The sequence below is a fragment of the Methylosinus sp. genome (assembly GCF_036560965.1).
In the GTDB taxonomy this organism is placed as follows: Bacteria; Pseudomonadota; Alphaproteobacteria; order Rhizobiales; family Beijerinckiaceae; genus Methylosinus.
Genome location: NZ_DATBQF010000081.1, coordinates 18,008 through 42,848 on the forward strand (window position 1 = coordinate 18,008; position 24,841 = coordinate 42,848).

Annotated in this window: 25 protein-coding genes; 6 read left to right on the top strand and 19 right to left on the bottom strand. The window is 67.3% G+C overall.

Going from position 1 to position 24,841, the window contains the following annotated elements; all coding sequences use genetic code 11:
- Positions 1–4: 4 nt before the first annotated feature.
- From VIF40_RS20895 to VIF40_RS20955, 13 genes are all read right to left on the bottom strand, one after another.
- Positions 5–1,078: a glycosyltransferase family 4 protein gene (locus VIF40_RS20895; RefSeq protein ID WP_331939449.1), complete on the bottom strand. Its 1,074-nt coding sequence runs from the start codon at positions 1,076–1,078 to the stop codon at positions 5–7.
- Entirely contained in the window at positions 1,063–2,499 is a 1,437-nt protein-coding gene (locus tag VIF40_RS20900; RefSeq protein ID WP_331939450.1) for an O-antigen polymerase, read from the bottom strand. Before VIF40_RS20900 ends, VIF40_RS20895 begins: the two co-directional genes overlap by 16 nt.
- Before the next feature lie 6 nt (positions 2,500–2,505).
- Complete coding sequence (locus VIF40_RS20905) at positions 2,506–3,792, bottom strand: glycosyltransferase family 4 protein (protein WP_331939451.1); 1,287 nt, start codon at positions 3,790–3,792, stop codon at positions 2,506–2,508.
- Entirely contained in the window at positions 3,782–4,666 is an 885-nt protein-coding gene (locus VIF40_RS20910; RefSeq protein WP_331939452.1) for a glycosyltransferase family 2 protein, read from the bottom strand. Before VIF40_RS20910 ends, VIF40_RS20905 begins: the two co-directional genes overlap by 11 nt.
- Positions 4,663–5,610, bottom strand: coding sequence for a glycosyltransferase family 2 protein (locus VIF40_RS20915; RefSeq protein ID WP_331939453.1), 948 nt, complete (start codon positions 5,608–5,610; stop codon positions 4,663–4,665). Before VIF40_RS20915 ends, VIF40_RS20910 begins: the two co-directional genes overlap by 4 nt.
- The gene (locus tag VIF40_RS20920) at positions 5,607–6,773 is read right to left on the bottom strand and encodes a glycosyltransferase (RefSeq protein ID WP_331939454.1); all 1,167 of its coding nucleotides are present in this window, start codon (positions 6,771–6,773) and stop codon (positions 5,607–5,609) included. Before VIF40_RS20920 ends, VIF40_RS20915 begins: the two co-directional genes overlap by 4 nt.
- Before the next feature lie 15 nt (positions 6,774–6,788).
- The gene (locus tag VIF40_RS20925) at positions 6,789–8,081 is read right to left on the bottom strand and encodes an ABC transporter ATP-binding protein (RefSeq protein ID WP_331939455.1); all 1,293 of its coding nucleotides are present in this window, start codon (positions 8,079–8,081) and stop codon (positions 6,789–6,791) included.
- Positions 8,082–8,083: 2 nt separating this feature from the next.
- Positions 8,084–8,956, bottom strand: coding sequence for an ABC transporter permease (locus VIF40_RS20930; protein ID WP_331939456.1), 873 nt, complete (start codon positions 8,954–8,956; stop codon positions 8,084–8,086).
- Positions 8,957–8,988: 32 nt separating this feature from the next.
- Positions 8,989–9,636, bottom strand: a complete 648-nt coding sequence (locus VIF40_RS20935; RefSeq protein ID WP_331939457.1) for a hypothetical protein — start codon at positions 9,634–9,636, stop codon at positions 8,989–8,991.
- Entirely contained in the window at positions 9,633–11,882 is a 2,250-nt protein-coding gene (locus VIF40_RS20940) for a GumC family protein (RefSeq protein ID WP_331939458.1), read from the bottom strand. Before VIF40_RS20940 ends, VIF40_RS20935 begins: the two co-directional genes overlap by 4 nt.
- Positions 11,876–13,390, bottom strand: a complete 1,515-nt coding sequence (locus VIF40_RS20945) for an O-antigen ligase family protein (protein ID WP_331939459.1) — start codon at positions 13,388–13,390, stop codon at positions 11,876–11,878. The genes VIF40_RS20940 and VIF40_RS20945 overlap by 7 nt, the downstream gene beginning before the upstream one ends.
- Positions 13,391–13,617: 227 nt before the next feature.
- Positions 13,618–14,979: an outer membrane beta-barrel protein gene (locus VIF40_RS20950; protein ID WP_331939460.1), complete on the bottom strand. Its 1,362-nt coding sequence runs from the start codon at positions 14,977–14,979 to the stop codon at positions 13,618–13,620.
- Between the two features lie 107 nt (positions 14,980–15,086).
- On the bottom strand, positions 15,087–15,674 hold the full coding sequence (locus VIF40_RS20955) for a polysaccharide biosynthesis/export family protein (protein ID WP_331939461.1): 588 nt from the start codon (positions 15,672–15,674) through the stop codon (positions 15,087–15,089).
- 216 nt (positions 15,675–15,890) lie between these two features.
- Between VIF40_RS20955 and VIF40_RS20960 the strand changes: the two genes are divergently transcribed.
- From VIF40_RS20960 to VIF40_RS20980, 5 genes are all read left to right on the top strand, one after another.
- Positions 15,891–16,538, top strand: a complete 648-nt coding sequence (locus tag VIF40_RS20960) for a DUF1190 domain-containing protein (RefSeq protein ID WP_331939462.1) — start codon at positions 15,891–15,893, stop codon at positions 16,536–16,538.
- A 75-nt stretch (positions 16,539–16,613) separates the two neighbouring features.
- Positions 16,614–17,210 carry a TadE/TadG family type IV pilus assembly protein gene (locus tag VIF40_RS20965; protein WP_331939463.1) on the top strand — a complete coding sequence of 199 codons (597 nt, stop codon included), beginning with the start codon at positions 16,614–16,616 and terminating at the stop codon, positions 17,208–17,210.
- A 24-nt stretch (positions 17,211–17,234) separates the two neighbouring features.
- The gene (locus tag VIF40_RS20970) at positions 17,235–17,804 is read left to right on the top strand and encodes a TadE/TadG family type IV pilus assembly protein (protein ID WP_331939464.1); all 570 of its coding nucleotides are present in this window, start codon (positions 17,235–17,237) and stop codon (positions 17,802–17,804) included.
- 22 nt (positions 17,805–17,826) lie between these two features.
- The gene (locus VIF40_RS20975; protein ID WP_331939465.1) at positions 17,827–19,263 is read left to right on the top strand and encodes a TadE/TadG family type IV pilus assembly protein; all 1,437 of its coding nucleotides are present in this window, start codon (positions 17,827–17,829) and stop codon (positions 19,261–19,263) included.
- A gap of 109 nt (positions 19,264–19,372) precedes the next feature.
- On the top strand, positions 19,373–20,764 hold the full coding sequence (locus VIF40_RS20980; protein WP_331939466.1) for a carbohydrate porin: 1,392 nt from the start codon (positions 19,373–19,375) through the stop codon (positions 20,762–20,764).
- Between the two features lie 17 nt (positions 20,765–20,781).
- On the opposite strand, the gene VIF40_RS20985 is transcribed toward VIF40_RS20980, so the two are convergent.
- Positions 20,782–21,216 carry a four-helix bundle copper-binding protein gene (locus VIF40_RS20985; protein ID WP_331939467.1) on the bottom strand — a complete coding sequence of 145 codons (435 nt, stop codon included), beginning with the start codon at positions 21,214–21,216 and terminating at the stop codon, positions 20,782–20,784.
- A gap of 189 nt (positions 21,217–21,405) precedes the next feature.
- Here VIF40_RS20985 and VIF40_RS20990 point away from each other — a divergent pair, with 189 nt between their 5' ends.
- A complete protein-coding gene (locus VIF40_RS20990; RefSeq protein WP_331939468.1) occupies positions 21,406–21,636 on the top strand; it encodes a hypothetical protein in 231 nt (76 codons plus the stop codon).
- A gap of 21 nt (positions 21,637–21,657) precedes the next feature.
- On the opposite strand, the gene VIF40_RS20995 is transcribed toward VIF40_RS20990, so the two are convergent.
- The 5 genes from VIF40_RS20995 to tpiA form a co-directional block, all read right to left on the bottom strand.
- Positions 21,658–21,966: a hypothetical protein gene (locus VIF40_RS20995; RefSeq protein WP_331939469.1), complete on the bottom strand. Its 309-nt coding sequence runs from the start codon at positions 21,964–21,966 to the stop codon at positions 21,658–21,660.
- 81 nt (positions 21,967–22,047) lie between these two features.
- Positions 22,048–22,263: a hypothetical protein gene (locus tag VIF40_RS21000; protein ID WP_331939470.1), complete on the bottom strand. Its 216-nt coding sequence runs from the start codon at positions 22,261–22,263 to the stop codon at positions 22,048–22,050.
- A gap of 100 nt (positions 22,264–22,363) precedes the next feature.
- Positions 22,364–23,398: a 3-deoxy-7-phosphoheptulonate synthase gene (locus VIF40_RS21005; protein WP_414684840.1), complete on the bottom strand. Its 1,035-nt coding sequence runs from the start codon at positions 23,396–23,398 to the stop codon at positions 22,364–22,366.
- A gap of 276 nt (positions 23,399–23,674) precedes the next feature.
- Positions 23,675–23,905, bottom strand: coding sequence for a hypothetical protein (locus VIF40_RS21010; RefSeq protein ID WP_331939472.1), 231 nt, complete (start codon positions 23,903–23,905; stop codon positions 23,675–23,677).
- A 97-nt stretch (positions 23,906–24,002) separates the two neighbouring features.
- Entirely contained in the window at positions 24,003–24,761 is a 759-nt protein-coding gene (tpiA, locus tag VIF40_RS21015) for a triose-phosphate isomerase (RefSeq protein WP_331939473.1), read from the bottom strand.
- Positions 24,762–24,841 lie beyond the last annotated feature (80 nt).

Here is a 24,841-nt window from a genome sequence, read left to right on the forward strand (position 1 = left end):
TCCGTCAGGACCTTTCGGCGAGGCAGCGTTCGATCGCCTCGATCATCCGATCGCGTCCAGCCTCGACACGATCGTCGCGGCTGCGCGCGCGAGCAGCCGCGCCCATGGCGCGCAGCCGCGCGATCGGCGTGCGCGCGATCTCGCGCAATACCCTCTCCAGCGCGGCGGCGTCGCCGGCCGGGAGCAGCCATCCCGTCTCGGCGGTGACGCGCTCGACCGCGGCGCCGGTCCGATCGCTCGCCAGCACGGGCATGGCGGCGGCCATCCCCTCGATGACGACGAGCCCCCAGCCGTCGTGACGGGAGGGCGCGACGAGGACGTCGGCGCGGGCGTAGACGTCGGGCAGCGCGTCCATCTGCGTGAAGCCGACGTGAGCGACGCGGTCCGGATGACGGCGCGCCAGCCGCTCCACCAGCGGACGCAGCGGCCCGTCGCCGACGAAGGTCGCCGCGATGGCGACCCCGTCGGCGAGCGCCCGCTCGAGCGCGGCGACGAGGAGATCGACGCCTTTGCGCGCGATCAGCGAGCCGGAGAACAAGAGCCGGGGGAGGCGCGCTTCGGCGTCGTCCCGCGCGATCGACAGAAAGCCAGAGAGATCGGAGCTGTAGGGAATGTTTCGATAGCGGCGGCGCGGGCCGAACTCGCGTCGATAAGAGGCGACGGCCATTTCGCCTATGCCCCACATTTCCGATCGGGTCGCATGAAAGGCGCGCATGGCCCATCGCCGATAGATCGCCCCGACGACGAGCGGCGTCTGGTAGCCGAAGCGCTCGCCCCAGAACACGAAAGGGCGGCGAGCGGCGAAGCGCTGCGTCAGCAGCCGTCGCAAGCATGGATCGCGATAGCCGCCGAACACGCAGAAATCGCTGTCGCGCACCCATTGCTCGAGCTGCGCGAAGGGCGCGTCGCGGCAGCAGGCGTGCTCGTGAGCGAGCGTGGGCGCGCGCCAGTCGCGGTCGGCGTCCGTCATCCGCTCATAGATCACCCGCAGCGCGATCCGCCCATCCGCCGCGAGGAGATCGAACAGCCGCGCCTGATAGGGCGACGGCATGCGGGTCAGGATCACGACGGTTCGCACGGCTCCTCGCTATCGTTTCTGGCGGCGGGCGTCGCGGCGGCGGTCTTTTTGGAGGTGACGAGGCTGACGGCCGTCCAGGCGAGCACGGCATAGGTCATCAAGACGATTTCCTGCATCGAGCGCATGCCGACGAAAAAGACCATCAGGCCGAGGCAATAGAGAACGCGGGCGTTTTCATTGCGCTCGCGGAGCAGCGTCGTCCAGGAGGCCGCGGCCCAGCCGAGCAGCAGCGCGCCGATGGCGACCGCCGCGAGCCCATAGGAGGCGTGCAGCTCGCCGATGATCGAGCTCGACAGAGAGACATCGGATTTGCCGACCAGTCCGGGCAGGCTGAAGCCGGCGTCGATCGGCTTGTCCGGCCATAGCGCGCGCGGAATGGGGCGGACCAGCACGTAATAGATCTGCTTCCAGCCGACATATTCGACGACGTCGGGGAAATAATGGACGATCTGCGCGAGACGCAGAAAATTGTCGTCCACATGGAATTGGCCGGCGAATTCGTAATCGTCGAAATCCACGTCGCCGCTCAAAAATCCTTCGAGCCCGACATTGCGGATGAGCAGGATGAATTGCAGCAGGCTCAGCACGCCGATCGCGCCGCCCGCCACCACGGCGGCCCGCACGATGGAGAAGCGCTCTTTCAGGATCATCCACAACAGCAGGCCGGAGCCCAGCATCATGCCGATGATCCGACGGCCTCCGCTCTGTGCGAGAAAGGCGCAGACGATCGCCGTGAACAGGATGGATATCCAGACGCGCGGATCGGCCCAGCGCGCCTTGGCGCGCGTCGCCACCAGCACGGTGGCCGCCGGCAGCACATAGCCGAAATAGGCCAAATGATCGATGAAGGCCTCCCAGCCGCCGAGATCGCCGCGCGACCAGGGCGCGCCGAAGCGGGGCTGAAGCAGGCCCTCGATCATCCGCGCCGGATCGAAGCTCGTCGGTATGCCGAAGGATGAAATGCAGAGAACGAAGCAGATGCAGACCGCGATAAAGGCGTTCTGCGTCGGCAGATCGGCTCTCGCCGCGCGCGCGATCGGCTTCGGCGCGCCGAGCGTCGGCGCGAGCCGGCCGAGCGGGATGAACATGGCGAAGATCGCGACGGTCTCGAGCGCGGCGATCACATCGTCGCGACCGAGCTCGTCGAGCGGATAGGCGCCCTGCAGCAGATCGAGCAGCACCCAATAGATGATCGCGACGAGGAGAAGATTTTCGGCATGGAGCAATCCATGCAGCCCCTCGAGGACGCCGCGCATCAGTGGGATCGCCAGCAGGCTCGCCGACAAGACCGCCGCGGGCCAGAACATGGCGCCGGGCGGCGCATATTCGACCGGCGTCAGCGCGACCGCGAGGACGGCGCCGGCGCCGATGATCGCCGATCCGGCGAGCGCGACGCCGGCCTCGCCGGGAAGGGCGCGCATGCGCCGCTAGGCTCCTGCGCCGAGGTCGCGGCGGCGCCGACGCAGCGCCTCGCGCCCCATTTCGCGCAGCTGCTCGACCACTCTGGCGGGATCGAAATCTTCGGCGCGGGCGCGGGCGCGCTCCGACATGGCGCAAAGGCGCTCCGGATGGCGCAGCGCCCATAGGATCGCGTCGCGAAGCGCCGCGGCGCTCGGCTCCGGCAGCACGAGGCCGCTCGCGCCGTCGAGGACGACGTCTCCGCAGCGGCGAGAGACGATCGCCGGCAGACCGTGCGCCTGCGCTTCGAGCTGCGTGAGAGCGAATCCGTCGGAATGCGTCGGCAGGACGAACACATGCGCCTTTCGATAGAAGCTCGGCGTTTCGCCGCGCGGCGCCTCGCCGAAGAACCGCAGATTGGCATAGTCCTTTTGGACGGCGGCGCCCAGCTCGTCGCGGCCGACGATGTGGAATTCGACCGGCTGGTCGCGCAGCGCGGCGGCTGCCTCCAGCAGCGTGAGCGCGCCTTTGCGCAGCGAGACGGCGCCGAGAAACAGGACGACGAGCGGATGGTCCGCGTCGAAGCGCGTGGGATAGCGCCGCGTCACGCTCGGCCCCTCGGCGCGATACATCAGCGGAACGACGCCGAGCTTCTCGCGCGCAATGCCCTCGGCGACGAGACAATCGCGGCTCCAGGCGGAGTTGACGAGGATCATATCCGCGGTCTCGCATTCGTCGCGCCAGCGGCGCCAATAGTCCTCGGGGGGCGCATCCGCCGCTCTGCTTCCTTCGCCTTGGCCGGCGCCTTCGCCTGGGTTTTGGGCCAGCGCCGCGATCAGCCGCGCTTCCTGCGGGCCGCCGTCGATCTGGTTCAGAATGGTGGCGAAACCGCGGCTGCTCGCGGCGCGCAGCGTCTGCGACGCCGCATAGCCGTAGCAGAGCGCGACGCCGCCGTCGGGCGCCACGGGCATTCGCCGCAGCTGCGCGGCGGCGAAGCGGTCGAAGCGGAGATTGTCGGCGACGATCCTGGACCAATTCGCGCCTTTCGGCGCGAGCCGGGCGGCGCTGCGCGACAAAATGGACGGGAGCGTGTCGGCGAGAACGCGCGCCCCCGCGAGCTCCGCCGCATAACGGGAGGCGAGACGCGGGCTCGCGGCGCGCAGCGCGCGGCTCCACGGCCGATCCGGCGGCAGCCAGATATCGGTGACGAGCGCGCGCAGCAGGCCGCGCTGGCGCAGCGCGGCGGGCGACGCATAATGCTCGCGCGCGCCGATCTGGCAGACGATCCAGTCCGTGGCGTCTCGGTCAGAAATCAATCCAGGCTCCCTCGCGCAAGGCGCGCTTCTCGGCGACGGCGGCGGCGGATACGAGACGTCGATGCGCGCGCATCCGCCAGAGATGGCGCGGGATCATCCCCAGCCCGGAGGCGACGCCGCGCCACCGCCCCATCCGCAGGCAGAAGCGGACCCGATTGGCGAGCTGCAGCGCCGCGCGCGGATAGAAGCGCGGCGGATAGCGCAAGAAGGCGAGCAGCGCGATATTGGCGATGGTCGCCGCATTCACGCGCGGCTCGGCGTGATGCGCGCGATCGGTATCGTGAAACACGCGCAGAAAGGGCGTGAACGCCAGCCGCCGTCCGCGATCGATCAGGCGCAGAGCCATGTCTTCCTCCTCGACGCCATAGGCGATCGGCAGCGGCAGATAGCCGCCCGCCTCGAGCAGATGGCTGCGCCGAAACACGACGCCGCCGCCGTTGAAGCCGCCGGTCGCGCGGAAGACGCGCCGATCCGGCGCGAGCGCTTCGCCCGGATGGACGATCTGCGCCGTCGCCAGCGAAAGCTCCGGGAGAGAGTCGAAGAGCGCGGCGGCGCGCGCGAAGAAATCGGCGTCGATCGGATAGGAATCGTCGTCGAAAGCGGCGACCAGCGCATGGCTCGCGGCCTCCATCAGGCGATTGCGTCCGCCGCCCGGTCCGACGCCGGTCTCGCTGACGATGACGCGCGCCGCGGGAAAGGCCGCGCGCACGGCGGCGGCGCAATCATGGCGCGCGGCGTCCACATGCACGATGATCTCGGCCGGCGGCGGACGACAGGATTCGAGCCGGCGCACAGTGTCCAGCGTCTGCGCGATGCGCGCGAAGGCGGTCACTGTCGCGGTGATCTTCGGTCCGTCCGGCGCGGCGCGGCTCATCGATCGGCTCGGCCGGCGATGATGCGCCCGAGCCCTCTCGACCGCCCGCGCAAAATCTCGCGCGTCCCGACCCCGGCGGTGCCCGACAGGCGGCGCATCGAGCCGAGAGATTCCAGAACGGCGTAGACGACGATCAGAAAAAGCGCATGAGCGCGCGAGCGTCCGAGCGTGCGGCGCAGGATCATATAGCGGTTGAACAGATCGTCCTCGGCGGCGATCTCCGCCGTCACTCGGCCGGCCGGCGCATGGAAATGCGCGAGGCGCGCGCGCGGCGCGAAATAGAGCGCGCCGAAGCGACGCAGCTTCAAGGAGAGATCGATGTCCTCGTTCATCGTGCAGCGATGCAGGAAGAAATCCGAAAATCCCCCCGCCGCCACATAGGCCGATCGGCGGATCAAGGAATTGCAGGCGCTGATCCAGTCGATCGGCGTGATCTCCGCGGGCGCGGGCGAGAAGCCGAAGCGCAGCAGCGGGCCGATCACGCGCCCCTGCCATTCGCCCTCGCGCATGCCGAGCCCGCAGCGCAGCGCGAAACGCCAGACGCGGGTCGGCGGCGGCGATCCTTCATTGCTCAGATCCGCCATCACGCCGACGCTGTCGGCGCGCGCCGCTAGCGCCCGCGCGAGCTCGGCGACACAGTCCGCCTCGAGCGCGACGTCGTCGTCCAGCAGCAGCAGCAGATCGCCGCGCGAGGCCGCGATGGCGGCGCGCCGCTGCCGCACCGCATTGGGCGGCGAGATGGCGAGCAGGCGGATCGCGAGACCGCGCGCGCCCCAGGCGGGATCCTCGGCGACCGCGCGGGTCTCCGGGTCGTCGCCGCCGTCGGCGATGACGATCTCGGCGACCGGCCGCGTCTGCGCCGCCAGCGAATCCAGCAGACGCCGCAAGGATTGCGGGCGATCGAAGGTCGCGACGATCGCGCTGATCCGCGGCTCGCCCATCATGGCGCGGCGCCGCGGCCGAGCGCGGCCTCGAATGTCGCCAGCGCCGACCGATGCGCGAAATCGCGATCGCCGGCGACGCCGGCCGTCTCGCCGAGGCGCCGCCGCAGCTGCGGATCGCGCGCGAGCGCGCCCAACGCCGCGCCGAGCGCCGCCACATCCGGCGTCTCCACATGCAGCAGCGCGTCGCCATTGGCGCGCGACCAGGCCGCCGCCGAGCAATCGGGCGGTCCATAGAGCAGGATCGGCAGGCGCGTCAGCGTATAGTCGGCGAGCTTGCTCGGAAAGGAGAGGCGCATCGCGCGCTGCTCGTCCGGCCAGAGCGACATGGGAAGAAACAGCGCATCGGCGCGCGCCGCGATCTCGGCGAGGAAATCCGCCGCCGCGATCATGCCGCCGACGGTCACCGATGGGCCGCCGAGCCCCATCGACTCCGCCTGCGCCGCGGCGAGCGAGCCGAAGATCAGCAGCCGCCCGCCGATCGTCGCCACGGCCTCGGCGGCGTCGCGCAGCGCCGCGACATAGCCCGGCGAATAGACGCTTCCCGCGAAGGCGAGCGTGAAGGGGCGATCCGGTCGCACGGTGGGCGCCGGGACCGATGCGTCGCGACTGCGGAAGGGCGGCAGCACGCTGCCCTCGACGCCATAGCGCGCCGCATAATCCTCCGCCATTCTGGCGGAAATGCAGAGCCGCGACGCGGCGCGCCGATAGACGGCGCCGAATTGCCGATCGATCGCGCGTCGATGCGCCTCGCCGCGCAGCGACATGCGCGGCCAATCGTCATGGACGATCAAATGCAGCGGCAGTCCTCGCCGCGCGGCGAAGGCCGCCGCCGTGCGCCAGGAATTATATTGCCCCACGGTGACGACGGCGTCGACGCGCCAGTCGGCGACGCGGCGCGCCAGGCGATGCGCGTCGAAGGCGGCGACGCGCTCGAGAGCCGCCTCGAAGCAGGGCGCGAAGCGCGTGGTCTGGAGGCGCGGCGGCTTGCGCGTCAGCGCCGCATAGCGCACGCCCGGCAGACGATGAGCGGCGTCGGACGGCCCGAGATAGCCCTCGACGATCCGCAGACGTTCGGCCGGCCAGCTCTCCAGCAGACGATAGAGAAACAGCGAGCCGTGACGCGAGCGCTCGACCGGAAGGCAACCGCAATAGAGAAGATTCACGCCGCTCGTCTCCAGTCAGTCGGCGCGCTCGCCGAGCTTCGTCAGCCTCGGCGGGGCGATCGAGGGTAGGGCCACGAAGCCATAGCCGAAGGATTGCTTGAAGTCCCAGCTTCCTCCTCCGACATTGGAGAAGGGCGTTTCGAACTCGATCGCCTCATGGACCTGATGATCCCAATTGACCATCGTCACCGCCGTGGCGACGTCGACGCAATAATGCCCCGAGGCCAGGAAGATCGGCGCCGCCTCGATCGTGAGCTCATAGGAGCCGGGCTCGGTCGGCAGCGACATGGCGTCGAAATGATGCATGGACCAGAGCGCGATGCGCGCGCGCAGCGCATTGGTCAGGAACACGTCGACAGAGAGGCCGGGCGTTCCATCCGTGTCGAGCAGGATGCGCAGACGCAGCGGCGTTCCCGGCAGATAGATGCGCGTCGGGCCATCCGGTCCGATCATCTCGACCGAGCGGATGCGCGTATGCGCGCCCGCGCCCCAGTCGCGTTCCTCTGCGCCCGTCGCGCCATCCTGCTGGAGCCGGCCATAGGCCGCGATCGCCTCGTCGACGCCGCCCTGCAGCACGAGCCGCCCACGGTCCAAGACGAGGCCGCTGGTCGCCAGGCTCTTCACCGCAGCGAGATTATGGCTGACGAGCAGCACGGTGCGGCCGCCGCGGCGCGAGACCTCGTCGATCTTGCCGAGGCATTTTTGCTGGAAGCGCGCGTCGCCGACCGCCAGCACCTCGTCGACGACGAGAATGTCCGGCTCGAGATGGGCCGCCACCGCGAAGGCGAGGCGCATATGCATGCCGCTCGAATAATGTTTGACCGGCGTGTCGATGAAGCGCTCGATCTCGGCGAAATCGACGATGGCGTCGAAGCGCTTCGCTATATCGGCGCGGCGCATTCCGAGAATTGAGCCGTTGAGAAAGACATTCTCGCGGCCGGTGAGCTCCGAATGGAATCCGGTGCCCACCTCGAGCAGGCTGGCGACGCGGCCCTCTATGGTGACGCGGCCTTCCGTCGGATCGGTGATGCGCGAGAGAATTTTGAGCAGCGTCGACTTGCCGGCGCCATTGCGGCCGACGACGCCGACGATCTCGCCCTCTGCGATCTCGAAGGAGACGTCGCGCAGCGCCCAGAAGGCCGTGTCCCCCTGTGGCGCAGGGGGGCGGCCGCGCAGCCGCGCGAAGGGAGCGGCGGCGGCCGCGGCCAGCGCGTCGCGCAGCGTGTGATAGGCGGGCGCGGTCTTGCCGATGCGATAGCGCTTCGACACGCCTTCGGCGCGGATCGCCGTTCCGCCTCGTCGCGTCATTCTCATGCTATGTCCGCGAAGCGGCGTTCGACCCGCGCGAAATAGGCGAGGCCGACGCAGAAGATGACGAGAGCGGAGGTGCTGGAGAGCGCGACGCCCCATAAATCCAGCGGCGTTCCGATGAGCGCGTGACGGAAGCCGTCGATCATTCCCGCCATCGGATTGAGAAAATAGAGCCAGCGCCACTCCGCCGGCACGAGGGCGACCGGATAGGCGACCGGCGAGGCGAACATCCAGAATTGGATGAGAAACGGCACGATATGGCGAAAATCGCGATAGGCGACAGTGAGCGCCGACAGCAGCACGCCGACGCCGAGCGCTGTGATCATTGCGCCGAGCACGAAGAACGGCGCCGCGAGCTGGCTCCAATGAAAGCCGATATGGCTCCACGCCAGCATTGCGACGAGCAGCAGAGCGGAGATCGCGAAATCGACGAGCGGCGCGCCCGCGGTCGATAGGGGAATCAATAGGCGCGGGAAATACACTTTGGTGAGGATATGCGCCGAGACGACGAGCGAATTGCCCGCCGTCGGCGCGACATTGGCGAAGAAGGTCCATGGCAGAAGACCGGCGATGGCGAAGACCGGATAGGGCGCGCCGTCCGAGGGAACGCCGGCGAGACGTCCGAAGACGATGGAGAGCACGATCATCATCGTCAGCGGTTGCAGCAACGCCCATGCGGCGCCGAGCGCCGTCTGCTTGTAACGCACCTTGAGGTCGCGCGCCGCGAGGACATAGAGCAGCTCGCGATAGGCGAAAGCTTCGCGGAAATCGAGGGCGCGCCAGCCGGGACGCGCCTCGATGACAGTGATCGGCTTGCGCGCGCGGGGCGGCTGCATTTCCTCGCCGATAGGCGTCGCGGTCCGCTCGTCCATCTCGGCGCGTCCTCGTGGAAGGCGTCTCGATCTCATCGCGGCGGTCCGTTCGGCGCGGGTGGGAGGCCGATCTCGGCGACGACGCGCTCGCCCGCGGCGCCCGAGCGCAGAAGCGCCTCTCGCATTTCCGCCTTCGTCTCGTCCGGCGACAGATAGACGATCGCGACGAGCGCCTCGCGCTCGGCGCCGGGCGCTCGCTCCCATCCGCCGAGGAGATCGGCGACGAGATTGCGGCGCGCCGCGACGGAGAGCCGCGGCCATAGTGGAACGGCGAAAGCCGTGCGCCGGCTCATCAGCCAGCCTTCGTTGGGCGCGACGAGGCTCGACATGGCGAGGGCGCTCTCGACTTGCGCCATGGGCTCGTCGGTGTCGAAGCGCGCCTGCGCAAATGCGAGCCAGGCGCCGCCGGAGAGCGGATTGCGCGACAGGAGTCGGCTCAGCCGCTCGCGCCGCTCCGGATCGCCGGCGCTCGCGTCGAGCTCGAGCCGCCGCGCCTGCGCCATTGCGCCGACGAGCGCATCCTCGACGAAGGGCGCGAGCGTCCTCGCCGCATTCGTCGGCGCGGCGGCGAGATCGGCGAGGCCGAAGGCGAGGAGCCGGCCGGCCGCGAGCATGGCGACGCCGCCGATCGCGACGACGCCGACCGCGGTCCAGAGGCGCAATTCCAGCAGACGGCTCATTCCGTGTAGTATTTCTTGTAATAGCGGCCGCCGTAATAATAGGAGTAGGCGTATTTGCCGTATTTCTGCGCCTGGGAGTCGATCGTGTGATTGAACACGACGCCCGCCACTTTCTTGTGGCCGGACAGCCGCTCGATCGAATGCGCCACCATTTCGCGCGCCGTGGACGCCCAGCGCACGATGAACACCACCTTGTCGACGAGATTGGAGATGATGAGCGGATCGACGACCGGCCCCATCGGCGGCGTGTCGATGACGACGAGATCGAATTGCTCGCGCAGGCTCGCGACGAGCGTCTTCAGCCGCTCGGACAAGAGCAGGTCCGGCGGATTTTGCGTCTTGCCGCCGGCCGGGAGAAACCACAGCTTCAAGGTCTCGCTATAGATGATCACCGATTGCAGCTCCACGGCGCCGACCAGGCAGTCGACGAGGCCGAGGCTCTTGTCCGCGCCGAAATATCGCGAGGCGGAAGGACGCCGAAGATCGCCGTCGATGACGAGGACCTTTTGTCCCGCTTGCGCCGCCGAGCCGGCGAGCGCTATGGCGAGCGTGGATTTTCCTTCGCCGGGAATCGTCGAGGTGAATTGCAGCACCTTGGGCGGATTGTCGACGTCGCTCATCTGTATCGCGCTGCGCAGCGAGCGCAGCGCTTCGCTGAGGCGCGACAGCGGCTTGGCCAGCGGATATTCCGGAATGGACAGCACGACGCCGTTCACCGAGAGCTCGCGCTGGTCCATTCTCGAGATCGAGGCGAGCAGCGGCAGAGCGAGGAAATCCTCGATCTCGCGCGGCGTGGTGAAGCCGGCGTTGAACGTCTCCAGCGCATAGGCGCCGAGCGTTCCGGCCATCGCGCCGAGAATGAGGGCGGCGAGCATGGTCTGCATCGTCTTGGGCGAGGTCGGCGTGATCGGCGCCAGCGCCGGCGTGATGATGCGCGCGTCGCGCGCCTCGAAGGTCGACTGCTCCTGCGTGACGCGCTCGCGCTGCAGAAAGTCCTCGAAGAGGCTCTTGTTGACGGCCGCTGTGCGCTCCAATTCGCGCAGCGTGATGGCCTTCGTATTGTCGAGGTCATTGGCGCCGGTGACTTCGCGCAGTGTCCTCTCGACCGCCTCCTGTCGCGCTCTGGCGAGCTCGTATTCGTTGCGCATGTTGGCGGCGAGCCGCTGCGCCTCGGCGCCGATGGCGCGATTGACGTCGGTTATCTGGGCGCGAAGATTGACCACGGAAGGATGATTGGCGTTGTAGCGCGCCAGCAGCTCGGCCTCCTGGCGCGAGAGATCATTGGCCTGTCGGCGCAATTCCGCGATCGCGCCATTCGAGACGTCCGGCAGCTGCGTGATGTTGCCGCCGCGCGCCTCGATCTTCTGCAGCGTCTCGAGCCGGGCCTTCTTGTCCGCGGCCTCGGCGCGCGCCTGGACGAGACGGCCGTTGAGCTGGGAGAGCTGGTCCTGATTGAGCGTCGCGCCGGGCGTGGAGCCGGAGAGATTATTCTCGGCGCGAAAGCGCGCCACCGCCTCCTCCGACTCGCGCAGCTGCTGGCGCAGCTCGACGAGGCGGTCCGACAGCCAGGCGGAGGCGCGCCGCGCCGCCTCGAAGCGCGCGTCGAGCTTGTCGACGACATAGGCGTCGGCGACCGCATTGGCGAGGCGCGCGGCCTTCTCCCGATCCGAGGAGGTGAAGGAGACATTGATCACATAGGCTTGGCCGGCGCGCGCGACGGCGACCGCCAGCTTGACGTTCTCCACCGCGGCGGTGGTCTCCGCCGACGCTTCGGACGATGATTTCGGCGCGGAGCGATCGGGCGCGGATGGCGGCGGCGCATTGCGCGCGAGCAGGCCGCGCAGGCGATCGAGCAGCCCGTCGCTCGCGCCGACGCGCGCCCGCGCGCCGCCGAGCTCGGGATCGTCGACGAGCCGCTCCTTTTCCACGACGCGCCGCAGCAGGGCGCTCGATCGGATGATCGCGATCTGGCTCTCGATCGTCGGCAGATCGAGCGCCGCGTCTGTCATGATGGCGTCCTGCCCGCCGGCTTTCTCCTTGCGCGGATCGAGGAGCAGCTGCGCCGAGGCGGTGTAGAGCGGCGTCGTCCGGGCGATCTCGACCGCGGCGACGAGGAGGAACAGCGCCGTCACGCCGGCGATCAGCTTCCATTGCCGCCAGACGAAATTGACATAGCCCTGTAGGTCGAAGCCTCCGTCCGCTTCCGCCGGCGCAGCGTCCCTCTGTGTGTCGAGACGTTTCAGCATCGAATGTTTCTTTCTCGACCCCGGGGCCGATCGGAGAGGCAGCGGCGCGAGCTCTCGGCCTGGGCGACCCCGGCGCCGAGTATGGCCATGAAGGTGAGGGCCACGGCCTCGATCTGAACGCCGAAATCGACGAGAGCATGGACGCCGACGAGCAGCGAGCAGGCGGCCGCCGCCGCGGCCGGCGCGGGCGCCCTCCGGCGACTGGCGGCGCCGATGAAGCATTTCGCGGCGAGCCAGACCAGCGCGCCGACGAGCGCCGTCCCGAAGACGAGGCCGAGCCCCAGAAAGACCTCGAGATAGGCGTTATGCGCCTTGTCCCAAATATCCTCCGTCGGAATCGAGCGATCGCGATAGAGCGGAAAGACATCGGCGAAGACGCCGTAGCCATAGCCGAGCAGGGGCGTGTCGAGGATCGCCCGAAGCGTGATCGAAAACACCGCGAGCCGGCTGCCGTCGTCGAGGCCCGAGGCGAGCAGGCGTCCGACGATCAGATCGCCGAAGAAGAGGATCGTCGCGCCGAGCCCGGCGAGAACAAGAGCGATCGCTCCGGCGCTTTCGCCGCGGCGGCGTCGACCGCGCGCATGAGCGACGGCGAGAAGAGCACAGGCGCCGAGCATCGCCGCCAGTATGCCACCGCGTGACACCGTCCCGAGCAGCGCGACGAAAATCACGAAACCCGCCGCGAGCAGCAGCCAGCCGCGCAGCCCGGCTGCTTCGATGCGCTTCGCGAGGCGATAGGCGCGCGAGCCGGGTCGCGTCGGAGCATCGCGGTCGGCGAGCGGGACGATGAGCGCGAGCGTCGTCATCAGGCCGAGCCCCGCATAAGTGGCGAAATTATTGCGATTGACGAAGGTCGAGCGGACGAACAGCCCTTGGGCGGGCGCGTCGAAGAAGGGGATGGCGGCCGAGAAGAAGGCCGAGAGCACGAGCCCATAGGCGGCATAGGCGGCGACGATGACGGCGACGGCCTCCAGCAGCAGATGCGCGCGGAGCGCACGGCGCGACAATTGGAGCGCGAGCCAGAAGACGCTGGCCGCCGTCGTGAGGCGCAGCAGCGCGACCAGCGTCTGGCCGCGGTCGACGGACACGCCGCCCTCTAGCGTTTGCTCGAGCATCTCGCTCGCCATGCCCCAGATCGGATGGGCGAGCGCTCCCGAGGCGATGGGCGACGCCTGGAAGACGATCCACAGCAGGGTCGCGCCGAACAGCGCCGCCGGACCGGCGATGGTCGCGATCGACACCGGATGGCCGCGTCCCGCAAAGAGGACGCCGAGCTCGAAGAGAAGGACCAGCCCCGGGAAATAGAGTCCGTTGAGGCCCCAGGCCGGCAGCCGATTGCCGCCGAGCCAGAAGGGCGCCCAGGCCAGTCCGGCGATCAGGCCGAGAAGGAGCAGGGCGTCGAGCCCGCCTTCCGCCCAGAGCGCGGCGAAACGGCCGAGCGCCGGCTCCGCGCGGGATGCGGCGGGCTGGCGAGGGGCCTCCGGCGACCAGGGTGCGAATTCGGGCAAAAGGCGTTTTTCCATGCTGCCGCCATTCGGGTGAGATGCGGCGCTTTCACCCGTCGGCGCGATTGCGGAGCGACGCGCCGGAGCGCGCGGCCGATCATATCGCCGCGAGGGACGCCGGGTCGAGACCGCGGCCGATGTGGGCGAGGCTCCGATCGCCGGCGAGAGGAAGCCGAGCATGTCGGCGCGCGCGTCGTCTCCGCCGGACCGGACTTCCGCTCCCGCAACGCTCAATAGCGATAGGTCACGCCGGCCGACACGACATTTTGCGCAAAGCCCCAACGCGTGGAGACGGTCGGGGCGTTGAACAGGCCGCCGGCGTTGGAGCTGGTCTTCTGGAACTGATAGTCCAGCGTGATCGCCATATTGCGCCAGAATGTGTAGCTGAGGCCGACGCCGGCCGCCCAGGCGGCGTCGGTGCGCGGCGAGTGCGTCCAGCGCGTCTCGCCATAGGCTCCGCGCATATAGGCGGTCCAGAACGGCGAGAAGGCGTAATCGATCTGGAGCTTGGACTGCGTGTTCAGATTCGCCGGCGACCATTGGCCGAGCCGGGCGGCGACGGCGGTCGGCGCGGCGGCGGCGACGAGCGTCTGGTCGACGGTCGCGGTGAATGTCAGATAGGGCGTCGGAAAATAGCGCAGCCGCGCGCCATAGGCCGGCTTGGAGACCTCGCCGCCGGGGAAGTTCTGCTCGCTCGACTGGCTCTGAAAGCCGCCATAGACCTCGCCGCGGAACAGGCTGACGAGATCAGACCCGAAGCCGCCGATGATTCGATAGCCATTGGTGTCCGAGATCGCGCTCTCGTAGCGGCGCAGATCGAGCGCCGGCTCGACGAAGCCGTAGACCATCGGCGAGAGCCACAGGCCGCCGCGCAGCGCGGCCGTGTAGCTCAATCCGTTCTGCGCGTCGCCGCTGGCGGTCAGAAACGGGAAATTGCCGCTCGGCCGGCTGTCATAGGCGACATATTGCACGCCGGTCGAGGCGCGTACGAACCAGTCGGAAATCTTCTTCTCCACGGCGACCGAGCCGGAGAGCTGATTGGAAAACTGCTGCGAGGCCGACACTGTGTAGCCGACCGGAAAATAGACGGCTGGCGCGCTCGCCCCGAAATTGGAGCCGAACAAGCCGCTCTGCCGCGTGTAGTCGACCGTCAGATACACGTCGAGGTCGTTGAACGGCGACCAGATATGGTTCAGTCCGGCGCGGCCGGTCAGGTTTGTGGGGTCGACATCGGTCGTCGGCGTGGGCGACAGCCGAGATTGCGCGCCCAATCCCGGATAGAGCTGGGCGTCGGCGCTCAGATAGGCCGTGGTCTTGTGCAGGCCGTTGTCGACGCCCGCCTGGATCGACGGCCGCACGCGAACGCCGACGGCCGCGCGCCGATTATCGGCGGTCGAATAGATATTGTCGTTGAAGACGGAGCCGATGAAGAGGGACGGATAGACGATCCACCCTTCGAGCGCGAGGCCTTCGTCTGGATTGGGGCCCATGGCGGTGACGCCGGCCGGGACGTCCTCACCTCTGGCGACGGAGCCGAATATGAGGAGCGCGATCCCCGCCGCGACGCCATTCGGCAGCAAATTGCTCTTCATAACGCCCTCTCGAACCCGTTCAGCTTGTAAGTGAACCGTGCTCGCAGTCAAGTCTCGGCCCGGGCTCCGCGCAGCGTCGGCGCGCGCTCACCACGTGGAGGCCGTCGTCAAAAATAGCGTTCCGGCACGCGGATGAGATCGCCGGGCAGCACCGGAATCGTCGGAGCCAGCGGATATTCCTTGAACCCCTGCTCGCCCACATGCTGGATGAGAATGGTCGATCGGCTGGCCCGATAGGTCGAGCCGCCGGCCAGCGCGGTGGCGCTCATCACATTGAGTCCGCTCTTATAGGCATATTCGCCGGGCTTGCCGACCTCGCCGAGTATATAGAATGGGCGAAAGCTCGCGACATCGACGGTCACTTTGGGGTTGCGCAAATATTCGCCGCGGAATTTTTTGGCCAACTCCTGCTCGAGCTGCACCTTGCTGGAGCCCGCCGCCTTCACCGTGCCGGCCAGCGGCAGCGAAATATAGCCCGCCGGATCGATCTCATATTCCCCGGAAAGCCTGTCCTCGCCGAAGACGGTGACGCGAATTTTCTCGCCCGGCTGTAGATTCGGCGCGGTCGTCGCCGCGGTGCGAATCAGCGTCTCGCGCTCCTCCGCGGAGACCGGACCGAGATTGGAGCCGCCGTCGCATCCCGTCAGCAGGAGACAGAGCGAGAGGCAGAGGCCGGCGGAACGGAAAAACGACATCGGTCTCGAATGTCCTGGTCCTGGAATGGCGAGCAGCGGGGGTAGATAAGGTCCCCTTGCGCAGCGCGTCAATATCACGCTCGATCGCCTCGCGGCGAGCGGCGTCGGTGACTTTTCGGCTCCGCGACGCTACACGATCGGACGGCTTTGCGCCAAAGCCGCGCAAATCGACATCGCGCGCCGGCCGGGCGCGCAGGACGCGAAAGGGCGCCGCGCATGACGATCGCGAGACGAGCTTTCGCCGGGGCTCTGCTGCTGCTTTCGCTCGCGGCCCCGACATGCGGCGTCGCGGCGGAAACGGCGAGAGGGAGCTTCGTCTTCTCTTCCGCCCGCAACTGCGCCACGAGCGGGCGCTTTCCGGCGGAGCTCTGCGCTTTCGCCGAGATCAACGCCGTCGCCGAATTCGAGGAGAAAGCGCCTCGTTTTCCGCAGCGCGGCCTCTGCGAGCGCGCCTATGGGGCAGGGGGTTGCTCGCTCGGCTTTCTCGGCGCGGACGGATGGGCCGGGAAAAAGACCGCCATCTATTTCTCGCCGCGCCAGCGCGGGTTTCGCATCACGGCGCGGTCGGAGCGCGATGTGACCGTGACGCCATTGGCCGGCGATCTGCGATTTGCGACGCGGTCGGCGCTGCGACGCGACGCATCGATCAATCCGAGGGCCGCGCGGGCGCCGATGAGCGGCGCGCAGGGCGGGGCGGCGTCTGGCGGGGGTGGCGAATTCGGCGTGTCGAGCCCGGACGGGCCCGCGGGCCCGCCGCCGCCGCGCGCGCCGGTCGATCCCGATTTCGATTGCGCCGCTTTTCTGGAGCCGACCGACAAGGGCGATTCGGCGAGCGGCTGCGCGCCGATGCGGTCACGGCGATAGGCGCCGAATAGTTCCGCTCTGGTAACCGTTTCTTTGCCGGCTCCGGCGATCCTGCGGCGTCGAGCGAGGACGCGCATGCAGATGAACGAATCCGGCCGTCGTGCGACGCGCGAGGCGCCGCCGAAAAAAGCCTCCTCTCGCGGGCCGGCCCGCCCGAGCGGCGCGGGATTTCTCGCCTGTCGTCGCGGCGCGGCGATCGTCGAATTCGCCTTCATCGCGGCTCCGCTATTTGCGATTTTGATCGCGATCTGCCAGATCGGCGTCGTGTTTCTCGCGCAGCAGGAGCTCGAATCCGCCGTCGAGAAATCGGCGCGCAAGCTTCTGACCGGCGAGGTCCAGAAGGGCCGCCTCACTCAGGCGCAATTCAAGACCGAGGTCTGCGGCGGCCTGACGGCGCTCTTCAGCTGCACGCAGGTGATGATCGATCTGCAGAGCGCGAGCGCCTTCTCCACCGTCGACACATCGGCGCCGACGCTCACATATGATTCCAGCGGCAATGTCACCAATAGCTGGAAATTCGAGACCGGCGGCGTCGGCAGCGTTCTCGTGCTGCGCGTGATCTATCAGATCGGCGTCATCGGCGGGCCGCTCGGCTTCAATCTGGCCAATCTCGCCAATGGTAAACGTTTGTTGATGGCCACCGCCGTATTCCAGGTGGAGCCCTACTCGTAAAAATCGGAAGCGGACCTTTTGCGAATGCGTTGTCTCAGTCGCCTCTTCTCGATCTGCGGCCGGCACATGCGGCGCGGCGCGCGCATGCTTCGGCGCGACGAGCGCGGCATGATCGCGGTCGAATTCGCGCTGATGATCCCGATCGCGGTGCTGATCCTCGTCGGCGAGTTCACGCTCGGCGAGGCGATCAGCATCAGCCGCAAGGTCGCGATCACGGGGCGCACGCTGACCGATCTCGTCGCGCGGAGAGCGATCGTGTCGACGTCGGATCTCACGACCATATTGAACGCCTCGACGCAGATCATCGCGCCCTTTTCGACATCGAATTTGACGATCCTCCTCGCCGAGGTCTCGACCGATGCGAGCGGCACGAAGGTCGATTGGAGCGAGCCGTTCAATACGACGCCTCTCCTCAAAGGATCGCCGTTCGTCTTGCCGACAGGCATGGCGCAGGTGGGCACGTCGCTGATCTACGCCTATGTGCGTTACGATTACACGCCGCCTTTCGCCACGAGGATGATCCCCGCCGTGCCGATCCGCTACACCTTCTACATCAACCCACGAGTCACCTCATCCGTTCCGCGGGTTAACTGAGCGAACAGGCGACGCGACGCGCATGACGATTTTTTCCGATCTCGCGAAATTCTTCGCCCATCGCGGCGGCAATGTCGCGATCATATTCGCGCTTGCGGCGATTCCGCTGATGATCGCCGCCGGCGGCGCTGTCGATTATGCGAACGCCGGGCGCATCAAGACGCAGCTCTATGCGGCGGCCGACGCCGCCGCGCTCGCCGCGACGACGCCGGCGATGATGCTGAAAACATCGACTGTCGCCAAAGCGGCCGCGACGACGATGTTCGCCGCCCAGGTCGCGCAGATCACGCGGCAGACCTACAACGCCGCCAATCTCGTCATCGACGTCAGCGACGATCCCGGGGCGGGCTCGATGACGCGCAGCGTTTCCGTGACCTATGCGACGCAGGTCCAGAACTCTTTCGGCGCCTTTTATGGCCTGCCGAAATCCAACATAAGCATCAGCGCCGCCGCGAGCGCGACGACGGCGCGCAATATCGATTTTTATCTGCTGCTCGACAATTCGCCGTCGATGGAGCTGCCGGCGACGCAGGCCGGCGTCGATGCGATGAATCTGACCGGATGCGCCTTCGCCTGTCACGAGAAAAACGTGTCCGACGGCGAATATACGAGCAAATACACCGGCTGGGGAACCATAGACAGCTACGCCTATGCGAAGAACAGCGGCATCACGCTGCGCATCGACAATGTTCGCGACGCGGCCAGGAGTCTCGCCACGACGGCGCAGTCGCTCATGTCCTCCAATGGCGCGACCTATCGACTGGCGGCCTATAATTTCAATTATGCGGTGACGATGATGCAGAGCCTCGTCCCGACGACGAGCGCCAATGTGAGCGTCATTCAGTCCAACATCGGCGCGATGACGCCGCCTTTGATGGATTCGAACAATAATCTCGCGGCCAATTCGTCCTATACCTATCCGACCAGCGCCACGACCTACAATACGGTGACGACGGGCGGCGCGCTCAATACGAGCGACGCGATGACCGATCTCAATCAGGCGTTCACAAAATTGAACACGACCATGCCCGCCCCGGGCAATGGCACCACGGCCGCTGGCGACACGCCGCAGGAGGTGCTGATGCTGGTGACCGATGGCGTCATCGACGCGAGCTATTATTCCAGCACGACTTGCACGACATCGATCAATTCGAGCTATTCGAATTCCTACGGCGCTTTCTATCGCTGCCTTCAGCCGGTGGACACGTCCTTCTGCACGACGATCAAAAATCGCGGCATTCGCATCGCCGTGCTCTACACGACCTATTATCCGGTCCCGAGCAATGGCTTCTACAATGGCACGGTCGCGACCTTCTCCTCGCAGATCGCCGACAATCTGAAGAGCTGCGCCTCTTCGTCTGATCTCTTCTTCGAGGTCAATACAGGCGGCGACATCACCTCCGCCCTGGCGGTTCTGTTTCAGAAGGCGGTTTCCTCGGCCTCGCATCTCACGCAGTGATCGAAGCCCGCGTTGCATTCGCGCCTGTCGGCCCTTAACCTGCGCCGGCGCCGCGCTTTCGCGTCGGCGAGAAGAGTTTCGTCTCGACGCGGGCGTGCGAAAAAAGAGAATGGGAACGTTTCGTTTTATCCTCGGCCCCGGCGCAGCGCTCGCTGCGCTGCTCGCGGCCGGCGCGGCGCTCGGGCGCGGCGGCGATCACCATGATCCTGCGCCTGCGAGCGACAATCCGCCGACGATCGCGTCGAGCCTTCCCGAATCCCTGGCGCAGCCCGCCGAGGCGCGCGACGCGCTCGCCGAGCGCGGTTTCGAATTCGGCCTCAAATATATCGGCGAGACTTTCGCGGACGTCTCCGGCGGGTTGCGGCGCGGAACGATCTATGACGGCAAGCTGCGCGCCGCTCTGGACGCCGATCTCGACAAGGCTTTCGGGCTGACCGGCCTCGCCTTCCACGCCAACGCCTCGCAGCTGCATGGGCGCGGCATAGACCAATTCTACACGGGCGCGCTGATGCCCGTGAGCAATATAGAGGCGACGCCGACGACGCGCCTGTTCGAGGCCTGGCTCGAGCAGAACGTCGCCGAGGGCGCGTCCATCCGCCTCGGCCAGATGGGCGCGGATCAGGAGTTCATGACACGCGCCTCGGCGGAGATTTTCGTCAACAACAGCTTCGGATGGCCGGCGCTGGCGATCGCCGATCTGCCCGCCGGCGGCGCGGCCTTTCCGCTCTCCGATCTCGGCGCGCGCGTGAAGCTGGAGACCGAGCGCTTCGCTCTGCTCGCCGCGATCTTCGACGGCGATCCGGCCGGCCCGCAAGGGGCTTTCGAGTCGCCGGATCCGCAGCGCCGCAATGCGGACGGATTGCGCTTCCGATTGAAGGATGCGCCTTTCCTCATCGGCGAGGGGCAGTGGAAATATTCCATCGACGGGCTCGACGGCGTCGCCAAGATAGGCGGCTGGCGGCATTTCGGCGTTTTCGCCGACCAGCGCATGGGCGCGGACGGCCTCTCGCTCGCCGATCCGGCGAGCAGCGGCGTTCCGTTGCGTCGGCGTGGAAACTTCGGCCTCTATGCGCTCGTCGATCAGCAGATGTTTCGCTCCGGCGCGCGCAGCGCCGGCGCTTTCATCCGCGGCGAAGTCGCGCCCAACGACCGCAATCTGGTGAACTTCTACGCCGATGCCGGCGTCTCTTTCCGCGGCGCGCCGGCGCGGCCGGACGATCTCTTCGGCGTCGCCGTCGGCTACGCCAGAGTGTCGAGCGGCGCGCGCGGTCTCGATCGCGACGCAGCCGCTTTCGGCAATGGTTTCGCGCCGATCCGCTCCGGCGAAGCGCTCGTCGAGGCGACCTATATCGCGAGCGTCATTCCCGGCTGGACGTTGCAGCCGGATCTGCAATATATCCGCCGGCCCGGCGGCAATATCGCAGATCCGCGCGATCCGTCCGGCGTCCGCAGCCTGCGCAACGCGCTGGTCGTCGGCCTGCGCACGCTCATTCGCTATTGAACGTCAGACCGAGACTTTCAGACAGAGACCTTGCGGCACTCTTCCGCGCAAGCCTTGCAGGAGTCGCCGCAGGCCTTGCATTCGGAAATTTGCGGGAAGCGGTCGCATTCCTTCTTGCAGGCCATGCAGACGTCGCCGACCGCCTTGGCGAGAGTCGGCGTGAGCGGCGAATTGACCGCCGCCATGGACTCGAGCGCGGCGCAGGCGGACACGAGATCATAGGCGGCCTTGGTGCAGGCGACCATGCTCGTGTCGTTCATCGACAACATGCCGAAGCAATGACGCAGGCATTCATTGCCCGTCGAGACGCATTCGGCGCTGGTCTTCATCAGCGCGTGGAATTTCGGCCCATGCATCATGTGCTGGGCGTGCTGATCCTCGGCCAGAGCGCGGGTGGCGGAGAGAGCGGCGGCCGCGCCGACGGCGGCGGCGACGAATTCGCGGCGTTCCATGGAGAGCCTTCCTTTCGCCCGAGATAAGAGGCGCCTTGCCTCGCTCGAGAAAGCTTGCCTCGCTCGAGAAAGTTTTGCTCTAACTGGCGCGAGTGGTGGAGGCTTCAATCCTTTCTTCTCGGTCCCGCGCAGCCGCTTTGTTGCGCGCGCGTGTGGCGGACGCCATTTACGGTGAAACAGGAGGATGAGATGCAGCCGAACATCGTGCTCACGCTCGCGCGCAGCGACGCCGAAGCGCTCGTCGGCAGCCTGCGTCGTCGGTTCGAGCGGCTCTGCGACATTCGCAAGGAGCTCTGCGAGCCGGACCAATTCGACGAATTGGAGCGCGAGGAGCGCGCCTATTTCGACGCGGAGCACACGCTCGTCGAGCGCGTCATCGGCGAGCTGACGCGCGCTCTGGACGACGATCGACGCCACTGAGGCGAAAGCGCGGCCCGCGGCTCATGCGTCGCGAGGCGGGGAGGACGTCGCGTCCCAGGCCAGCAGCCGCGGCGCGCGGCGGCGCGTCTCCGGCCACCGGGCCAGCAGCATCCGCAACACGATCATGAGATCGGCTGCGGCGCGCGACTGGCCCAGATCGACGAAGGCGCGAATATCGGCGACCAGAATGTCGCGCACGGCGGCGGCCCCGCGGTGGCGGTTGAGGAGATAGCTGGCGAGGGTTCGCTCATGCGCCTCGGAGGGCGCGCCTTGGTCGAACGGCATGGGAACGAGGCCGCTCGGCGCCAGCATGTCGGCGATCTGCTTCATCGGTCGGCTCCACGACTCGCGTCTGACGCAGAGCGCTAAGCCGATGAAGATGACCTTTTGTGACAGACTCTATCAGTAAAACTACCTATTCAGCGCGGTCTCGGCGGCGTGGCCTTTGTCGCCGAGCAGACGCTCGGCGCTCTCGGCGACGCGCAACCAGACGCCATGGCCTTCGCTGTCGCCCACTCTCTGGAAATCGCCAGCCCGCGCGCGCGCATTGGACGGCGCCTCGCGTTGCAATCGGCGGGTCAGCGCGCGCGCGTGAATCTCGACGGCCTGGTCCAGAGAAACTTCCATGGTCGACTCCTCTGTCGGGCGGGCCGAGCCCATTAGGCCCCATGGGCGATTTGTGTCGCACATAAGGCGTTATTATGGCCCTGCGGCGCATCGTCGCGGCTCATGTCGAGCTCGAGACGAGCCCCGCCGCGGCGATCCGGCCGCCGAAGGAAGAACGCCGTCGCTCGACGGCGGTTGCGAGACGACGTAGCGCGTCGAGCGAGGTTGGCCAGTCGAGGCAGGCGTCGGTGACGCTCTGACCATGGACCAGCGGCTTGCCCGGGACGATATCCTGCCGCCCGGCGACGAGATGGCTCTCGATCATCAGCCCGATGATCCGCCGCTCGCCGGCCTCGATCTGGCGCGACACATCCTCGACGACGGCGGGCTGATTCTCCGGCTTCTTGCTGCTGTTGGCATGCGAGGCGTCGATCATCAGATAGGGGGAAACCTTCGATTTTTCCGCCTCCTTGGCCGCCGCGTCGACGCTGGCGGCGTCAAAGTTCGGCGTCTTGCCGCCGCGCAGGATGATGTGGCAATCCTCATTGCCGCTGGTCGAGGCGATCGCCGAGCGTCCGTCTTTGGTGACGGCGAGGAAATGATGCGGCTGCGAGGCCGAGAGCACGGCGTCGAGGGCGATGCGCACATTGCCGTCGGTGCCGTTCTTGAAGCCGACCGGGCAGGAGAGGCCAGAGGCGAGCTCGCGATGCACCTGGCTCTCGGTCGTGCGCGCGCCGATCGCGCCCCAGCCGACGAGATCGGCGATATATTGCGGCGTCGTCATATCGAGGAATTCGCAGCCGGCCGGCAGGCCCATCTCATTGACATCGAGCAGCAGGCGCCGGGCGAGGCGAAGGCCGGCCTCTATATCGAAGCTGCCGTCGAGGCGCGGATCATTGATGAGGCCCTTCCACCCGACAGTGGTGCGCGGCTTCTCGAAATAGACGCGCATGATGATCTCGAGCCGATCGCCGAGCTCGCGCTTGGCGGCGGCGAGCAGGCGCGCATATTCCAGCGCGGCCTCCGGGTCATGGACGGAGCAGGGGCCGATCACGACAGCCAGGCGGTCGTCGCGTCCGCGCAGGATCTCGCGCAGAGCGGCGCGGGAGCCGCGCACGACGGCGCTGGCCGTCTCGCTGCGCGGCAATTCGCGCATGATCTCGGCGGGCGGGCTCAATTCGGTGATTTTGACGATGCGAAGATCATCGGTTTCGATCGGCACGGCGAGTTCCTTTTTTAAGGCGTCGCGTCGGCGGATCAAAAAAACCGCCAGCGGGACTGGCGGCTTTCGGGGATTTTCAGGCTTCGCGTTGGTTCGTCACACGCGCTTCCCTCCCTTCGCCGCCGGCGCAGGATAGGTAAAATACCAGTAATAGCGCGTGGAGCGGGCGAGGGTCATGACGACAGAGTTAAAGCGGTGCGGGCGCGGAAGTCAAGGCGCGGGCACGCAGAGGCCCGAATATCCGGTCATGCGCGTGTTCAGCGGCGTGCCGTTCTCCTTGCCTTCCGCGGCTATGCCGAAGGAAGCGCGCGGCTGCAGCTTGCGCGCCGCCTCGACGCATTTCTCCTCGCTGGAGTAGCCGGGAACGGTGTTGGTCGCCACCGAGCCAGCGGCTTGGGAGGTGGTGACGACGAAGGTCGCTATGATGAGCGTATAGGACATTGGAAATCCCCGCGAAAAATCGAATTCGAATGAAATGCGGCGCAGCGCGGCGCCAGACGTCTTCAATAGCGCGAAACGATTGCGAAACTGTCGCCGGTCAGCGGTAGATTTCGGCGATCGCCAGAAAATCCTTCGCCGTCAAGGATGCGCCGCCGACGAGCGCGCCCTCGACATTTTTCACGCGCAGCAGCTCGGCGGCGTTGGCCGGCTTCACCGAGCCGCCATAGAGAATGCGCGTCGACTCTGCGCTCGCGCCGAAAAGCGCGATGAGCCGGGCGCGGATGGCGGCGTGCATTTGCGCGACGTCGAGAGGCGTCGGCGTGAGGCCGGTGCCGATCGCCCATACGGGCTCATAAGCGACGACCAGCCGTTCCGGCGCGACGTCCTGCGGCAATGAGCCATCGAGCTGGCGTGCGACGATCTCGCTGGCGCGGCCGGCGTCGCGCTCGGCGCGGGTCTCGCCGACGCAGACGATGGGCGCGAGCCCGGCGCGCAGGCCCGCCTCCGCCTTGGCGCGCGTGAGCGCATCGCTTTCGCCATGATCCGCGCGCCGCTCGCTATGGCCGACGATCACGTAAGACGCGCCGGCGTCCGCCAGCATTTCCGCCGAAAGATCGCCCGTATGCGCGCCGCTCGGCTTTGCGTGGCAATCCTGCCCGCCGAGCGCGATCTCGGCGCGGGCGACGATCCGCGCCGCGCGCTCCAGCAGAGTGGCGGGCGGGCAGATCGCCAGCTCGACCGCCTCGCGCAGAGCCGCGTCATAGCGCGCGGCGATCGCCTCGATCTCGCAAAGCGACGCCGAGAGCCCGTTCATTTTCCAATTTCCGGCGACGAGCGGGCGCGGCGTGGAAGACATGTCCGAGCGTTCCTCTCAAAAAAAAAGCGTGAAGCGAGCAATTTGGCAATATCAGCGCTCGCCGCCCTGGGCAATTCGCC

Bases quoted from the DNA above. Each gene is read 5' to 3' on its own strand.
- VIF40_RS20960 (WP_331939462.1), top strand. From the start codon at position 15,891: ATGACGATCGCGAGACGAGCTTTCGCCGGGGCTCTGCTGCTGCTTTCG.
- tpiA (WP_331939473.1), bottom strand. From the start codon at position 24,761: ATGTCTTCCACGCCGCGCCCGCTCGTCGCCGGAAATTGGAAAATGAAC.
- VIF40_RS20925 (WP_331939455.1), bottom strand. From the start codon at position 8,081: ATGACGCGACGAGGCGGAACGGCGATCCGCGCCGAAGGCGTGTCGAAG.
- VIF40_RS20975 (WP_331939465.1), top strand. From the start codon at position 17,827: ATGACGATTTTTTCCGATCTCGCGAAATTCTTCGCCCATCGCGGCGGC.
- VIF40_RS20915 (WP_331939453.1), bottom strand. From the start codon at position 5,610: ATGATGGGCGAGCCGCGGATCAGCGCGATCGTCGCGACCTTCGATCGC.
- VIF40_RS21005 (WP_414684840.1), bottom strand. From the start codon at position 23,398: ATGCGCGAATTGCCGCGCAGCGAGACGGCCAGCGCCGTCGTGCGCGGC.
- VIF40_RS20940 (WP_331939458.1), bottom strand. From the start codon at position 11,882: ATGCTGAAACGTCTCGACACACAGAGGGACGCTGCGCCGGCGGAAGCG.
- VIF40_RS20965 (WP_331939463.1), top strand. From the start codon at position 16,614: ATGCAGATGAACGAATCCGGCCGTCGTGCGACGCGCGAGGCGCCGCCG.
- VIF40_RS20930 (WP_331939456.1), bottom strand. From the start codon at position 8,956: ATGGACGAGCGGACCGCGACGCCTATCGGCGAGGAAATGCAGCCGCCC.
- VIF40_RS20900 (WP_331939450.1), bottom strand. From the start codon at position 2,499: ATGCGCGCCCTTCCCGGCGAGGCCGGCGTCGCGCTCGCCGGATCGGCG.
- VIF40_RS21000 (WP_331939470.1), bottom strand. From the start codon at position 22,263: ATGGAAGTTTCTCTGGACCAGGCCGTCGAGATTCACGCGCGCGCGCTG.
- VIF40_RS20985 (WP_331939467.1), bottom strand. From the start codon at position 21,216: ATGGAACGCCGCGAATTCGTCGCCGCCGCCGTCGGCGCGGCCGCCGCT.
- VIF40_RS20910 (WP_331939452.1), bottom strand. From the start codon at position 4,666: ATGAGCCGCGCCGCGCCGGACGGACCGAAGATCACCGCGACAGTGACC.
- VIF40_RS21010 (WP_331939472.1), bottom strand. From the start codon at position 23,905: ATGTCCTATACGCTCATCATAGCGACCTTCGTCGTCACCACCTCCCAA.
- VIF40_RS20955 (WP_331939461.1), bottom strand. From the start codon at position 15,674: ATGTCGTTTTTCCGTTCCGCCGGCCTCTGCCTCTCGCTCTGTCTCCTG.
- VIF40_RS20935 (WP_331939457.1), bottom strand. From the start codon at position 9,636: ATGAGCCGTCTGCTGGAATTGCGCCTCTGGACCGCGGTCGGCGTCGTC.
- VIF40_RS20980 (WP_331939466.1), top strand. From the start codon at position 19,373: ATGGGAACGTTTCGTTTTATCCTCGGCCCCGGCGCAGCGCTCGCTGCG.
- VIF40_RS20970 (WP_331939464.1), top strand. From the start codon at position 17,235: ATGCGTTGTCTCAGTCGCCTCTTCTCGATCTGCGGCCGGCACATGCGG.
- VIF40_RS20990 (WP_331939468.1), top strand. From the start codon at position 21,406: ATGCAGCCGAACATCGTGCTCACGCTCGCGCGCAGCGACGCCGAAGCG.
- VIF40_RS20995 (WP_331939469.1), bottom strand. From the start codon at position 21,966: ATGAAGCAGATCGCCGACATGCTGGCGCCGAGCGGCCTCGTTCCCATG.
- VIF40_RS20950 (WP_331939460.1), bottom strand. From the start codon at position 14,979: ATGAAGAGCAATTTGCTGCCGAATGGCGTCGCGGCGGGGATCGCGCTC.